Raw genomic sequence first — 15,485 nt, forward strand, 5'->3', positions numbered from 1 at the left:
ATAACTTCTGCGATGGAACCTTTCTCAAAAGTAAAAAGGAGATTTAATCAAAATGGCAGTAGATTTTGATTCAAAAGCATATCTAGAAAAGGTTGATGCTTGGTGGCGTGCTACCAACTACCTTTCAGCAGGTATGATCTTTTTGAAGAGCAACCCATTGTTTTCAGTAACTAACACACCAATTCAAGCAGATGACGTTAAGGTTAAGCCTATCGGTCACTGGGGAACTATCTCAGGACAAACTTTCCTATACGCTCATGCAAACCGTTTGATCAACAAGTTTGATTTGAACATGTTCTACATTGGTGGTCCCGGTCACGGTGGCCAAGTTATGGTTACGAACTCATACTTAGACGGTACTTATACTGAAAGCTATCCTGAAATTACTCAAGATGTTGACGGTATGGCCCGTTTGTTTAAGCGTTTCTCATTCCCAGGTGGAATTGGTTCACACATGACTGCACAAACGCCAGGTTCATTGCACGAAGGTGGTGAGTTAGGTTACTCACTATCACACGCAACTGGTGCAGTTTTGGACAACCCTGACCAAATTGCTTTCACAGTTGTTGGTGACGGGGAAGCCGAAACTGGTCCTTCAATGACTGCATGGCACTCAATCAAGTTCTTGAACCCTAAGAACGATGGTGCTGTATTGCCAATTTTGGACTTGAACGGATTTAAGATTTCAAACCCAACAATCTTCTCACGTATGAGTGATGAAGAAATTACTAAGTTCTTCGAAGGCTTGGGATACTCACCACGTTTCATTGAAAATGATGATATCCATGACTACATGGCATACCACGAGTTGGCTGCTAATGTATTCGACAAGGCTATTGAAGATATTCATGCTATTCAAAAGGCTGCCCGTGAAGACGGTCGCTACATTGATGGTGAAGTTGCTGCATGGCCAGTTATCATTGCTCGCTTGCCAAAGGGTTGGGGTGGACCAACTCATAACGCTGCTGGTGAGCCAATTGAGAACTCATTCCGTGCCCACCAAGTGCCACTTCCTTTGGCACAACAAAAGTTGGAAACTTTGTCTGAATTCGAAGAATGGTTGAATTCATACAAGCCAGCTGAATTGTTTAACGCTGATGGTTCATTGAAGGCAGAAATTGCTGAAATGGCACCAAAGGGTGACAAGCGTATGGCTGCTAACCCAGTTGCTAATGGTGGACGTCGCCGTGGTGATGAGCCTACTGATTTGACATTGCCAAATTGGAAGGACTTTGCTAACGAAGTGACGGCTGATAACCGTGGAACGGAATTGCCAGAAGGCGGCCGTAACATGGATATGAACCTATTATCAACTTACTTCGCTGCAGTTTCAAAGTTGAACCCAACGTCATTCCGTATCTTCGGACCTGACGAAACGATGTCAAATCGTTTGTGGGAGATGTTCAAGATTACTGACCGTCAATGGATGGAAGAAGTCAAAGAACCTAATGATCAACACGAAGCTCACGAAGGACGTATCTTGGATGCCCAATTGTCAGAGCACCAAGCTGAAGGTTGGCTAGAAGCTTACACATTGACTGGTCGTGTTGGTGTGTTCGCATCATACGAGTCATTCCTACGTGTTGTTGATTCAATGATTACACAACACTTCAAGTGGTTGCGTCATGCGTCAGAACAACCATGGCGTAATGATTACCCATCATTGAACTTGATTTCAACATCAACTGCTTTCCAACAAGACCACAACGGTTACACTCACCAAGATCCAGGTATTTTGTCACACTTGGCTGAGAAGAAGGCTGACTTTATTCGTCAATACTTGCCAGCTGATGGTAACACTTTGTTGGCTGTCTTTGGTCGTGCATTTACTGAACGTCACAAGATCAACCACATTGTTGCTTCAAAGCAACCACGTCAACAATGGTTCTCAGTTGATGAAGCACAAGAGCTAGCTACTGAAGGTGTTAAGGTCATTGACTGGGCTTCAACTGTTGCTGAAGGTGAAGATGCTGATATCGTCTTTGCATCAGCCGGTGTTGAGCCAACAATCGAAGTACTTGCTGCATTGCACTTGATCAACGAAGCATTCCCAGCTGTTAAGATGCGTTATGTCAACGTTGTTGAATTGCACCGTTTGCTAAACAAGAATGGTAAGATGAACCACGAACGTGCCTTGTCAGATGACAAGTTTACTGCATTGTTCGGTGAGTCAGGAACACCAGTTATGTTCGGCTTCCACGGATTCGAAGACTTGATTGAGTCAATCTTCTATGAGCGTCAACACTTAGGTGCACACGTTCACGGTTACCGTGAAGATGGTGATATCACAACTACTTACGATATGCGTGTATACTCAGAATTGGATCGTTTCCACCAAGCTAAGGAAGCTGCAAACGTTTTGGCTGACAAGGGCGTAATTGATGCTGCTGAAGCAGAAGCCTTTGACAAGAAGATGGATGCTATCTTAGCAAAGCACTTCGATGTTACTCGTAACGAAGGACGCGATATCGAAGAGTTTACTGACTGGAAGTGGACTGCTTTAAACAAGTAATCGACTAATCAGATCAATGCTGAATCGATAAAATAAAAGCTCATAATCGCTAAACTTTGGCGGTTATGAGCTTTTTTTGGTATAATTTGTAATGGTTGAATATGTTTTTAAGGAGAAAGTTAATGATTGTCTTATTTGTTTTAGGAATTGTGCTGTTGGCCTATGCAGCTATCCAGGGGGTCGTGCATCATCAAGTACGATGGGTACCGATTACGATCGGTCTTTTATTGACTATTTTTATGGGCTTGGGTGTGCAACGTGCACAACAACGGCATTTTTTAATGGCAGAAGTTCCTTTCTCAAAGACACAAAAAATTCAGCCTGCTGTTACTATTGATAGTTTCAATTTAATAACAACAGAAAAAGGTAGTAATGGACGCTTGCGTTATACATACCGAACAAATGACAAAACATATCAAACATTGACGCAACAAGCTAAGACTAAGGTGGTTGCTGGTCAAAAACCAACTTTGAAAACAACTGTGATGACTTATCAAGCCAATTCAACCTGGCGTCGATTCTTGCTTTTGGGACAAAAAACAGTTGAAAAAGGTGATACAACCTATAAGTTAACACTTCCTGAGGGCTGGTATGTTGTGCCTAAGGACAAGGTTGATGATTTACAAAAGATGGTACAGGACAATGAATCTGACATCTCAGATAAAGTTCGTGATGAGATCAATAAGCAAGTCGCTAAAAAAGTTAAAGCGGACAAAGATTTTGTTGATGATGAGGATGGTCAAAATAAATTGAAAGATGATATCGTTAAGAAAGTAACTAGCGATTCACAGAAGCAGTTGAAGGTAGATATAGTCAATCAAATTAGTAAATGGCAAAAAGAACAATAGGTCATTTAAAGAATTAATGTTAATAATTTTAACAAAGCGGTGTTGGAACAAAATAAGTGTTCCAACACCGCCTTTTATTTAAAATGGCTTCAAAGTGTTTTTTGTCACGCTCTGTATAAACGTGCTCCCAAAGACTGAATCCTCAATGTAACAACAATGGCGCAATTCTGTCTCTTCGCTTTGCTATGAGCCAAAATAGCACCATCATTGTTACAACCGGCTTCAAGACGTCTTTTGTCACGCTTTGTTCTTTGTGGTATCTTATTCTATAAGAAAAATGAAATTTTGAGGTGAAAATATGGGGACACGTCAACAAGACGATTTTTATGAAGCAATCAATGAAGATTGGGTCGCACAAGCTGTGATTCCAAATGATAAGTCACGAACTGGTGGCTTCATTGATCTAGCCGATGAAATTGAAGATTTAATGTTAGCGACAACGGATAAGTGGTTAGCTGGTGAAGATGTACCAGATGATAAGGTGTTACGTAACTTTATCAAATATCATCGATTAGCAGCAGATTGGGAAACACGTAATCAAGTCGGTACTGCGCCTGTTTTGCCAATTATCAAACGTTATCAACAATTTAAATCATTTGCAGATTTTGCACAAAACATTGCTACTTTGGAAAAAGAAGGATTGCCTAATGCTTTGCCATTAGGAATCGCACCTGATTTTAAAGATGCTCAAACTTATGTTTTATGGGCAGATGCTTTAGGCACAATTTTGCCAGATACAACTTATTATGAACCTGACCACCCACAAGGGGCAGAATTGTTGAAGAAGTGGCGTGAGTCTCAAGAGCAACTATTGCCTAAGTTTGGCTTTAGTGAAAGTGAAATTAAGGACTTACTAGATAAGGCTATTGCATTTGATGCACGTGTGGCTAAAGTTGTGTTGAGTCAGGAAGAATCTTCAGAGTTTGTGAAGTTATACAAACCTTATAAGTGGGCAGACTTCACTGCTTTGGCACCAGAGTTACCATTAAATGAAATTGTGACTGAGATGATTGGTGAGGAACCAGACATGGTTGTTGTGCCTGAAGAACGTTTCTGGCATGCAGCTGACCAGTTCTTCTCAGAAGAGGCTTGGCCATTATTGCGGGCTACTTTGATTATTAGTATTGCTAACAGTTATACAGGTTACTTATCAGATGATGTCCGGATACTAGGTGGTGCCTATGGTCGGGCGTTATCTGGTACCCCAGAACCAAAGAATCGGCAAAAGTCAGCTTATTATCTAGCTGAAGGACCATTTAACCAGGCGTTAGGTTTGTGGTATGCCCATAAAAAGTCCTCACCAGCGGCAAAGGCTGATGTTGAGGATAAGGTTGCCACGATGATTGATGTTTATAAAGAGCGTTTGCAGCAAACAACTTGGTTACAACAATCGACGCGCGATAAAGCAGTGGTTAAGTTGAATGCTATCAAACCACATATTGGTTATCCTGAAAAGCTGCCTGATTATTATCAAGATAAAGTGGTTGCGGACGGTGCAACATTATTTGAAGCCATGCAAAAGTTCACGCAACAAAGTATTGCACGTACATGGGCAAAATGGCATCAACCAGTCGATCGTGATGAATGGCATATGCCAGCACATATGGTGAACGCATATTATGATCCACAGCAAAACCAAATTGTTTTCCCCGCGGCTATTTTACAAGCACCATTCTACAGTTTGGATCAATCTGATTCAGCGAACTATGGTGGGATTGGGGCAGTGATTGCTCATGAAATTTCACACGCGTTCGACACTAATGGGTCATCGTTTGACGAACATGGTAGCCTAAATAATTGGTGGACTGATGAGGATTTTGCGGCCTTTAAAGAACGGACACAAAAAATCATTGATCAATTTGACGGGTTGGATTCATATGGTGCCAAGGTGAACGGTAAGTTGACGGTTTCCGAAAATGTTGCTGATTTAGGTGGATTTGCTGCGGCGTTGGCAGCGGCAAAACGAGAAGCAGACTTTTCGGCTAAAGAGTTCTTTGTGAGTTGGGCGACGATTTGGCGTATGAAGGCTCGTCCAGAATTGATGAAGTTCTTTGCCGCAGTGGATGTTCACGCACCTAATAAAGCACGTACCAACGTCATTGTCTCAAACTTTGATGATTTCTATAAGACGTTTGATGTTAAAGAGAATGATGGGATGTATCGTGCACCAAGTGATCGAACAATGATTTGGTAAACGCATTACATTAAGGCTTCAGACTTTTGGAACGCGTTTATGCATATCAAAAGAGAATCCACATTGATGATATAAAATTTAATGTGTTTTAACACAAGAAGGTCGGGACATTTAATTAGCCCCGACCTTCTTTTTGCATATTTGTTGACAGTTGTAAACGATAAATTATATACTTAATATAGTTACAAATGTAAACGATAATAAGGAGATGATGTTATGGCGCAGGCACAGGATATGTCTACTGCTGAATGGGAATTGATGCGAGTTATTTGGACAATGCATGAAGCCGGTAGCAGTGACATTATTAGAGTGATTCAGAGTAAAAAGGATTGGACTGAATCAACTATCAAAACTTTGTTACGCCGTTTGGTAAATAAAGAAGTCCTAACAACGCGTAAAGTTGGGCGAAAATTTATTTATCAACCTTTGATTGGTGAAGATGAGGCAATGGATCAGATGACGGCTGAAACTTTTGATCGCTTGTGTCGGATGAAAAGAGGTCGCGCCATTAGCAAGTTGGTCGCTGATACAACGTTGAGCCAAACTGACATTCAAGAATTACAGCAAGTTTTGGCAGAAAAAGTAGCGACCGCACCGGAAAAAGTGGCTTGCGATTGTATTGCACCAATGAGTTGTGAAAATTGTGAAGATCATTCAATGATGGTCTAGAAAGGAGTCATACATGGCAAGAATAATGGTATTAATTATTGGTATATTGATGATTGGCTTTATTGCTTGGTGGTTCTTTGGTAAGCATGAGGCAAAAACTGAAACGGCAGCTTTCGCATCAGATCAACAGGATGTCGATATCTTGGTTAAGGGTGGTTATTCACCTGAGCAAGTGGTCTTAAAGCAAGGTGTGCCTGCAAAATTACATTTTACGCGGACTGATCCATCTAGCTGTCTGGATCATGTTGTTTTCCCCGATTTTGGGATCAATCAAGCATTACCACAAAATCAAGAAGAGACGGTCACGATTGATACAAATAAACCAGGTGAATATGAATGGGCTTGTGGGATGGATATGTTCCACGGCAAAGTCATCATTAAATAAGTTTTATATCCAGGAGGTAAAAACGAATGAGTGAATTATAAAAAGTAGATGTAACGGTTGCTGGTGGTTATGAACCAGAAGTTGTTAGTTTAAAGCGTGGTGTCCCAGCCGAAGTGACGTTTACTCGTACCAGTACACAGGGTTGTTTAGACGTTGTTCATTCTAAAGAATTGGGTTTTGAAGAAGATTTGCCTATTGATGAACCGAAAACAGTGACAATTAATACAGAGAAGGCTGGCGAATTTGAGTTTAGCTGTGGGATGGATATGTTCCATGGCAAAGTTATTGTAAAGTAGGTGGTCATATGAAAATCACCACACGTTTTTGGATATCGTTAATTCTGTCATTGCCAATGTTAATTGCCATGATTGTCATGCCGTTCACGGATTGGATGCTACCAGGTGGTGAAGTGACGATGCTGGTCTTAACGACAGTGATTATGTTGATTTCTGCTCGGCCGTTTTTGTCGAGTGCCTGGTCGTCTTTTCAAAAGCATCACTCAAATATGGATACGCTGATTGCTGTTGGAACAGGTACTGCCTATGTCTACAGTATTTATGCGATGTTTACCGGTAAGGCGGTCTTTTTTGAAAGTGCGGCCTGTGTTATTACCTTTGTTTTGCTTGGACAAGTTCTTGAAGAGAGAATGCGTGATAATGCTTCGTCAGCGATTGAGAAGTTGATGGATCTGCAAGCAAAAGATGCGGAAGTGAAGCGTGATGGAAAATTTGTTCGTTTATCATTAGATAAAGTGGTCGCTGATGATTTGATTCGGGTACGTCCTGGAGAGAAAATCGCCGTTGATGGTAAGATTGTTGAAGGAACGTCAACTGTGGACGAATCGATGGTAACGGGTGAAAGCATGCCGGTTACAAGACAAGTTGGTGATGACGTAATTGGGTCGACCATTAATATGACGGGGACGTTTGTCTTTCGTGCTGAAAAAGTGGGTGACCAAACAATGCTAGCCCAAATCGTTACGTTAGTTAAAAAAGCACAATCTAGTCATGCACCGATTCAAAAATTGACGGATCGTGTATCGGATATTTTCGCGCCCGTTGTGTTGATGATTGCTATTTTAACTTTCTTGATTTGGTATGTCTTTATTGGTCATGATGTGGCAAATTCACTAATTTTTGCTGTTTCAGTTGTCGTGATTGCCTGTCCATGTGCCCTTGGTCTAGCGACGCCAACCGCTTTAATGGTGGGAACTGGTCGTGGTGCCAAAATGGGTATTCTAATTAAAAATGGTGAAGTACTTGAAAAAGTGAATGCTGTGGATACAGTGGTTTTCGATAAAACGGGTACTATCACCGTTGGTAAGCCTAAGGTTACAGATATCATTGGGGATAAAAAGCAAGTCCTGACACTGGCTGCGCAATTAGAAGCTAGCTCTGAGCATCCATTGGCGTTAGCAATTAACGAGGAAGCACAAGCACAAAAAATTGATGCGCCTACAGTTTCAAATTTCCAAGCGTTGTCTGGAAAAGGTGTGCAGGCTTCTGTAGATGGGCAACGGGCCTTTGTTGGTAATAGTCGGCTATTAGAAGATGCAAACATTGATGATCAGCTGCAACAGCAGATGGAGAAACTGCAAAAAGAAGCCAAGACCGTCGTCTTAGTTGGTCAACAACAACAAGTTATTGGCTTGATTGCCATTCAAGATACACCCAAAGAGACCTCTGAAAAAGCCAGTACTGCCTTAAAGTCGCGTGGTTTAAAGACGATTATGTTAACCGGTGATAACCAACAAGTTGCGCAAGCAATTGCTGACGAAGTGGGTATTGATGATGTGATTGCCGATGTGCTGCCAGCAGAAAAGGCCGATGAAATTAAAAAATTACAGGAAAATTATTCGGTTGCCTTTGTTGGGGATGGTATTAATGATGCCCCAGCTTTGACTACGGCAGATGTTGGTATTGCCATGGGGGCAGGAACAGATGTTGCGATTGATGCTGGTGGGATCGTGTTGGTCAAAAATGATTTACGTGATGTTGACACTGCTTTAGCCTTGAGTCAAAAGACATTTGGCAGAATCAAATTAAATCTTTTCTGGGCCTTTGTATACAATGTGCTAGGGATTCCAGTTGCGGCCGGTGTATTTTATGGCTTTGGTTTTATTCTGAGTCCAGAAATTGCAGGTGTTGCAATGGCCCTTAGTTCGTTGTCTGTTGTGATTAGTTCAGTACTACTTGGTCAGTCAAAATTGACGACTAGCTAATAGAGTCGCGAGTAAGGCAAAAGATGTCTGGCATTTGGCTGGAACGTATTTATGGGTAAGAATTACAAATTTGTGTATAATGTGCTTTAAGCATCAGAAGATTGGAACAATTATTTTGTTCCAATCTTTTTTTAAAATATTTGACTTGTTTACTATCTAAAAACGCAAAAATTTGTAAGCGCTTCATTTGTTAATAAATGAGCAAAGTCGACGTTTTTAACATTTAGAAAATTTGTGAAAAACAGTGAAAATCATGATGAAAGCTTGGCGAATTGCGTTTTAATCTGTTGACATGCAGGGTGTATTTGCTATAATTAACATTGTTAAAAGTTGAGCAATGTTAACGAATTCAAACAATTTGAGAGGTAGATATAATGACTACTACGACTAAGAAAAAGAAGACACTGACACCTGAGGAAAAAGCAGCTCATTATGCAGCTGCTGAGGAAATGACTAATAAGTTAGTCGACCAGGCAGAAGTTGCTCTACAAAAATTTCAAACTTACACGCAAGAGCAAGTTGATAAGATTGTCGCAGCCATGGCCTTAGCTGGTTCTGAAAATGCTTTGCTACTTGCTCACGAAGCTTATGATGAAACGGGACGTGGTGTTATTGAAGATAAAGACACTAAAAACCGTTTTGCATCAGAATCTGTTTATAATGCGATTAAAAATGATAAAACAGTTGGTGTGATTTCAGAAGATAAGGTTAGTGGAAAGGTCGAATTAGTGGCACCACTTGGTATCTTGGCCGGAATCGTCCCAACAACGAATCCAACTTCGACGGCTATCTTTAAGTCGATGTTAACAGCAAAGACTCGTAATACGATCGTCTTTGCTTTCCACCCACAAGCACAGCAGTCTTCTGTTCATGCGGCTAAGGTCGTTTATGACGCAGCGGTTGCAGCGGGTGCACCTAAAAACTTCATTCAATGGATCGAAACACCTTCAATTGATGCAACAAACGCATTGATTAAGAATCCGAAGATTGCTTCAATTTTAGCAACCGGTGGTCCATCAATGGTCAACGCAGCATTGCATTCTGGAAATCCATCAATGGGGGTTGGTGCTGGAAATGGTGCAGTCTATGTTGATAAAACAGCTAATGTTGATCGAGCTGTTTCTGACTTGTTACTATCAAAGCGTTTTGATAACGGTATGATTTGTGCATCAGAAAATTCAGTTGTTATTGATGCATCAATTTATGATGAAATGGTACAGAAGTTGCAAGAGCAAGGGGCTTACTTAACACCAAAGAAAGATTATCAAAAGATTTCTGATTTTGTTTTCAAGCCAACTGGCGAGGGATATGGTGTAACTGGACCAGTTGCTGGACGTTCAGGTCGTTGGATTGCCGAACAAGCTGGTTTGAAGTTGCCAGAAGATAAAGATGTCTTACTATTCGAGCTTGAGAAGCGTAGCATTGGTGAGCCATTATCTTCTGAGAAGTTGAGTCCATTATTGTCAATTTACAAGGCACAGGATCGTGATGAAGCAGTTGAAATTGTGCGCGCATTATTGAACTACCAGGGGGCTGGTCACAATGCGGCTATTCAAATTGGGGCACAAGACGATCCGTTTGTAAAAGAATATGCCGATCGCGTTGAAGCATCACGTATCCTAGTAAACCAACCTGATTCAATTGGTGGTGTCGGGGACATTTATACAGACGCTTTGCGACCATCACTAACACTTGGAACTGGTACTTGGGGGAAGAATTCATTGTCGCATAATCTATCAACTTATGATCTGTTAAATGTTAAGACAGTTGCTCGCCGTCGTAATCGTCCACAATGGGTCCGTTTGCCAAAGGACATTTACTACGAAACGAATGCGATTACTTATCTGCAAGAATTGCCAGATGTTGACCGTGCCTTTATCGTGGCCGATCCTGGTATGGTAAAGTTTGGCTTTGTTGATAAGATTTTGGATCAATTTGCACTACGTGAAGATCAGGTTAAGACATCATTCTATGGTTCAGTAAGTCCTGACCCAACTATCTCACAAGCAATTGAAATTGCCCGTCAAATGGCTGACTTTAAGCCAGATACAGTTGTACTTCTAGGTGGTGGTTCAGCCCTTGATGCTGGTAAGATTGCCCGCTTCTTATATGAGTATTCAGCAACTAACCCTGACATCTTGTATGATGATGAAGGACTAAAGAAGTTATTCCAAGAATTAGCACAAAAGTTTATGGATATCCGTAAGCGTATTGTTAAGTTTGAGCACCAACGCTTAACACAGATGGTTGCTATTCCAACAACTTCTGGTACTGGATCTGAAGTGACACCATTCGCGGTAATTACTGATGATGACAGCCATGTTAAGTACCCATTGGCCGACTATGAGTTGACGCCACAAGTTGCAATTGTTGACCCAGAATTTGTCATGACGGTGCCTAGCCGTACAGTTGCTTATTCAGGTATGGATGCTTTGTCACACGCCTTAGAATCTTATGTTTCAGTCATGTCTTCAGAGTTTACTCGTCCATGGGCCTTGCAAGCTATCAAGTTAATCTTTGATTATCTAGAAGAATCATACAAGTATAATGCAAAGAATCCAACGAAGGAAGGTGAACTTGCTCGTTCAAAGATGCATTATGCATCAACCTTAGCTGGTATGTCATTTGGAAATGCCTTCTTAGGTTTGAACCACGCGATTGCTCACAAGACTGGTGGTGCCTTCGGTTTGCCTCACGGATTAGCAATCTCAATTGCGATGACACATGTTATTAAGTTTAATGGTGTGACAGGTAATGTGAAGCGGACACCGTTCCCACGTTATGAGACATATACAGCGCAAAAGGATTATGCTGATATTGCTCGTCACATTGGTTTGACTGGTAAGAATGATGCCGAATTGGTACAAGCATTGATTAATAAGATTAAGGATTTGGCTACAAAGTTGAACATGGATCTGACACTTTCTGGTAATGGTGTAAAGAAGGAAGACTTTGATCGTGAGCTTTCAGGTTTGATGGACTTGATTTACAATGATCAAACGACACCAGGAAATCCACGTCAACCACGTTTGAATGAAATCGAACATTTGTTGAAGGATCAATTTTAATAAGTAATATGAAGCAAGCTTAGACTAACAAAACAGTCCGTTAGTCTGGGCTTGTTTTTTGTTATAATGAATAAAAATGATTTTTCAAAGAGGAACGGTGGCAAAATGAATTTTATATCATGGAATATTGATAGTATCAATGCAGCTGTTGAGCATAAGTCAGTACGTGGTGAGATGACCTGGGAAGTGTTGCAAAACATTGCTTTAGAACGTCCTGATGTGCTGGCGATTCAAGAAACCAAACTAAAAGCAACTGGATTGACTAAAAAGCAGGAAACGGCCTTGGATGAATTATTTCCAAATTACTACCGGTATTTACGGATGAGTACTGGACGTTCAGGCTATTCAGGAACCATGATGTTGACACGCCATGAACCACTTAGTGTGGATATGCCAGTGATTGGTGCACCTGGTGAAATGGACATTGAAGGACGGGTCATTACCCTGGAGTTTGAAAATAATTATGTATCAACTGTGTACACACCAAACTCTGGTAGTGGGTTAGCACGTTTAGGCGATCGGCAGGCCTGGGATGATGCTTATCGCGCCTATATCCAGACGCTAGATGCTAAAAAGCCAGTTATTTTTTCGGGTGACTTTAACGTTGCTCATCAAGAAATTGACTTAAAGAATCCAAAGTCTAACCATAAGAAGGCTGGTTTTACTGATGAGGAACGGACGCATTTCAGTCGGTTACTAGACGCGGGTTTCACAGATACATTCCGTTATCTTCATCCTGATCAGACAGGCGTCTATACTTGGTGGGCACAAATTTCAAAAACATCAAAGATTAATAACTCTGGTTGGCGGATTGATTACTATTTAACTTCTAACCGGCTGGCTGACCAAATCAGTGAATTGTCAGTGATTGATACAGGTGCTCGGCAGGATCACGCCCCAATCAAGTTAGAAATGGCTGATGGCTTTAGTTTGTAATAATAAAAAATAAAAACTAGCGACTTGAGATGACGAGAATAAAGTCATATCAGACCGCTAGTTTTTATATGCAAGACATTGTTAGCACAAAAAAGGTTGGAACATTTTTCATGTCCCAACCTTTTAACGTGTAATCACTAGGTGTGATCTCTAATATATAGCCCAACAGGGAGTCGAACCCTGGATTCCGCGCTGAGAACGCGACGTCTTGACCACTTGACCATTGGGCCATGATGATAAATTGTAGCAAAGCTATCTAATAAAATAGCCCAACAGGGAGTCGGACCCTGGATTCCGCGCTGAGAACGCGACGTCTTAACCACTTGACCATTGGGCCAATACTATCATCCTTGTCTTAACAACAATAATTAACTATACAGTGAAACAAGCCGTCTGTCAATATGATTGTTTAATAAATATTGTGTATTATTTGCATTTTTTTAAATCAAGTGTGGTCGTTAAGTTAATGAGGAATAGAAGACTTAATGTTACAATATTAATTGATAGCTTACAAAATAAAATGTGAACAGTGAAGAGGAGTCAGAACAATGTCATTCAATTTATATCTTGTACGTCACGGACAGACAATTTTTAATCATTACGAACGTATGCAAGGATGGAGTAATGCACCACTAACCGATAAGGGAATTGCAGATGGATACGCTGCTGGTGACCGTCTAGAAAATATTCGTTTTGATGCTGCCTATTCTTCTGACTTACAACGTGCGATTCAGACAGCGGAGTTCGTCCTGTCACGTAACAAGCAAAGTGGCGATTTAACAGAGCCAGAGCAACTACAACAATTTCGTGAACAATTTTTCGGTTTCTTTGAGGGATTGCCAAGTGCAAAAAGTTCACAATTAATTGCAGAAAAAAACGGTTTGAAGGATATTGATACATACAGTGATATTATGGCAAATCTGAGTCAAGATGAAGTCATGGATGCGATGCATATAGCTGACCCAACTGATGATGCTGAAGATACCCAAACATTTTGGGCTCGTCTTAACAAGGGGATAGAAATGCTACGTCGAAATACGCGCGATGGTCAAAATGTTTTACTTGTTTCACACGGCACATTGATTCGTAATTTGGTTGACCATTATGCATCACATGAATTAGCTGCTGAAAAACCGTTAAACGGATCGATTACGGTTTGGGAAGTAACCGATGATGATTTGAAATTGAAGGTATATAATGACACAACAACAAAATGGTAAGAATAATATGATAGAAAACGAACAGCAACCGACTCGTCAGGTGATTTTGGCTGGTCTCGATCAACAAAATGAAAATTTTGATTATGAGATGACAGAATTAGCTAATTTAGCTGCGGCTAATAATATGACGGTTGTCGGTCAGATTGTTCAAAAATTAGAAAAGCCCAATGCCTCAACCTATTTTGGTAAGGGTAAAGTGGTCGAATTAAAGGAAGCTTTGACATACTATGACGCTGATATGGTGGTGACTAATGATGAATTGTCACCTTCACAGCTTCGTAATTTAGAAACCGGCACATCTGCTGATATCATGGATCGTACCGCATTGATTTTAGATATTTTTGCTTCACGAGCAAAGACCAAAGTGGCGAAGTTACAAGTGGCGATTGCGCAATTAAAATATCAATTGCCTCGTTTGCGGACATCGATGAATGTGCGCCTTGATCAACAAACTGGTGGTGGCGGTGGTAGTTTCACGAGTCGTGGTGCTGGTGAAACAAAAATGGAAACTAATCGTCGGCATATTCAACATCAGATATCATTATTGCAAGCTGAATTGGCTAATATTGAGGCCGATGATGAGACGCGCCGTGCATACCGAACCAAACAGAGTATTCGCAATGTTGCCTTGGTTGGTTATACTAACGCCGGTAAGTCTACTATTATGAATGGGCTACTTGAACGTTTCGGTGACAATCCAGATAAGACGGTTTTTCAAGCAGATATGTTGTTTGCAACTTTAGAGACTTCGGTCCGCAAAATCCAATTGCCAGACAAGCAGAACTTCTTATTGTCTGATACCGTTGGGTTTGTTTCGAAGTTACCGCATGGGTTAGTAGCAGCATTCCGCGCAACGTTAGCCGAAGCAGCGGATGCTGATTTACTAGTGCAAGTCGTTGATTATTCAGATCCGCATTATCAAGAGATGATGGCGACAACGGCTGCAACGCTAAAAGAAATCGGTGTTGGGGATGTACCAATGATTACGGTGTACAACAAAGCTGACAAAATACCTGAGCAAACGTACCCTGAGCGTGAAGCTGATACGTTGATATTATCTGCAACTGATGGTGCCTCACAAGACTTATTGGTAGATGTGATCAAAGAGCATGTTTTCTTTGATTACGTGACGCTAACACTACATGTCCCATTTGATGAAGGACAAGTTGTTAATGAATTGAATGAGCAGGCAGCGGTGCACGAGTTAGACTATGATGAAACTGGTACGATTTTGACAGTGACATTGACACCAATTCAAGCTGCTCGTTTTTCAGAATATGAAGTGAAAAAGTAAAATTGTAGAACCAAAAAGGTTGGGACGAAAACGTCTCAATGAACTGAACCCCGTAAGTTGGAGTAATTTCCAAAACTTACGGGGTTTTACTATGTTTTCAAAAGAAGTACAAATTGAAGCAGTCACGATGTACCTACA

10 protein-coding genes, 2 tRNA genes and 1 pseudogene are annotated in these 15,485 nt (G+C 41.0%); 11 read left to right on the forward strand and 2 right to left on the reverse strand.

What is annotated here, in order from left to right:
- Positions 1 to 52: 52 nt before the first annotated feature.
- From FFM62_RS06960 to FFM62_RS07000, 9 genes and pseudogenes are all read left to right on the forward strand, one after another.
- Positions 53 to 2,512, forward strand: a complete 2,460-nt coding sequence (locus FFM62_RS06960) for a phosphoketolase family protein (RefSeq protein ID WP_115471331.1) — start codon at positions 53 to 55, stop codon at positions 2,510 to 2,512.
- Positions 2,513 to 2,634: 122 nt separating this feature from the next.
- Positions 2,635 to 3,360, forward strand: a complete 726-nt coding sequence (locus tag FFM62_RS06965) for a DUF4811 domain-containing protein (protein WP_240005925.1) — start codon at positions 2,635 to 2,637, stop codon at positions 3,358 to 3,360.
- A 298-nt stretch (positions 3,361 to 3,658) separates the two neighbouring features.
- On the forward strand, positions 3,659 to 5,554 hold the full coding sequence (locus FFM62_RS06970) for a M13 family metallopeptidase (RefSeq protein ID WP_115471329.1): 1,896 nt from the start codon (positions 3,659 to 3,661) through the stop codon (positions 5,552 to 5,554).
- Between the two features lie 216 nt (positions 5,555 to 5,770).
- Positions 5,771 to 6,223 carry a CopY/TcrY family copper transport repressor gene (locus FFM62_RS06975; protein WP_115471328.1) on the forward strand — a complete coding sequence of 151 codons (453 nt, stop codon included), beginning with the start codon at positions 5,771 to 5,773 and terminating at the stop codon, positions 6,221 to 6,223.
- A 13-nt stretch (positions 6,224 to 6,236) separates the two neighbouring features.
- Positions 6,237 to 6,608 (forward strand): cupredoxin domain-containing protein, encoded by a 372-nt coding sequence (locus FFM62_RS06980; protein WP_115471327.1) that lies wholly within the window; start codon positions 6,237 to 6,239, stop codon positions 6,606 to 6,608.
- A gap of 44 nt (positions 6,609 to 6,652) precedes the next feature.
- A pseudogene (locus FFM62_RS06985) lies at positions 6,653 to 6,904 on the forward strand (cupredoxin domain-containing protein); the annotation flags it as partial.
- 8 nt (positions 6,905 to 6,912) lie between these two features.
- Positions 6,913 to 8,829 (forward strand): copper-translocating P-type ATPase, encoded by a 1,917-nt coding sequence (locus FFM62_RS06990; RefSeq protein ID WP_115471326.1) that lies wholly within the window; start codon positions 6,913 to 6,915, stop codon positions 8,827 to 8,829.
- A gap of 374 nt (positions 8,830 to 9,203) precedes the next feature.
- Positions 9,204 to 11,897 carry a bifunctional acetaldehyde-CoA/alcohol dehydrogenase gene (adhE, locus tag FFM62_RS06995; protein WP_115471325.1) on the forward strand — a complete coding sequence of 898 codons (2,694 nt, stop codon included), beginning with the start codon at positions 9,204 to 9,206 and terminating at the stop codon, positions 11,895 to 11,897.
- 105 nt (positions 11,898 to 12,002) lie between these two features.
- The gene (locus FFM62_RS07000) at positions 12,003 to 12,833 is read left to right on the forward strand and encodes an exodeoxyribonuclease III (protein WP_075270378.1); all 831 of its coding nucleotides are present in this window, start codon (positions 12,003 to 12,005) and stop codon (positions 12,831 to 12,833) included.
- A gap of 158 nt (positions 12,834 to 12,991) precedes the next feature.
- On the opposite strand, the gene FFM62_RS07005 is transcribed toward FFM62_RS07000, so the two are convergent.
- Positions 12,992 to 13,063, reverse strand: a tRNA-Glu gene (locus tag FFM62_RS07005).
- A gap of 35 nt (positions 13,064 to 13,098) precedes the next feature.
- A tRNA-Glu gene (locus tag FFM62_RS07010) sits at positions 13,099 to 13,170 on the reverse strand.
- Between the two features lie 211 nt (positions 13,171 to 13,381).
- Here FFM62_RS07010 and FFM62_RS07015 point away from each other — a divergent pair.
- A complete protein-coding gene (locus FFM62_RS07015) occupies positions 13,382 to 14,053 on the forward strand; it encodes a histidine phosphatase family protein (RefSeq protein WP_115471324.1) in 672 nt (223 codons plus the stop codon).
- On the forward strand, positions 14,031 to 15,347 hold the full coding sequence (gene hflX, locus FFM62_RS07020; RefSeq protein ID WP_240005926.1) for a GTPase HflX: 1,317 nt from the start codon (positions 14,031 to 14,033) through the stop codon (positions 15,345 to 15,347). The genes FFM62_RS07015 and hflX overlap by 23 nt, the downstream gene beginning before the upstream one ends.
- Positions 15,348 to 15,485 lie beyond the last annotated feature (138 nt).

Source organism: Weissella thailandensis, assembly GCF_005405465.1.
Taxonomy (GTDB): domain Bacteria; phylum Bacillota; class Bacilli; order Lactobacillales; family Lactobacillaceae; genus Weissella; species Weissella thailandensis.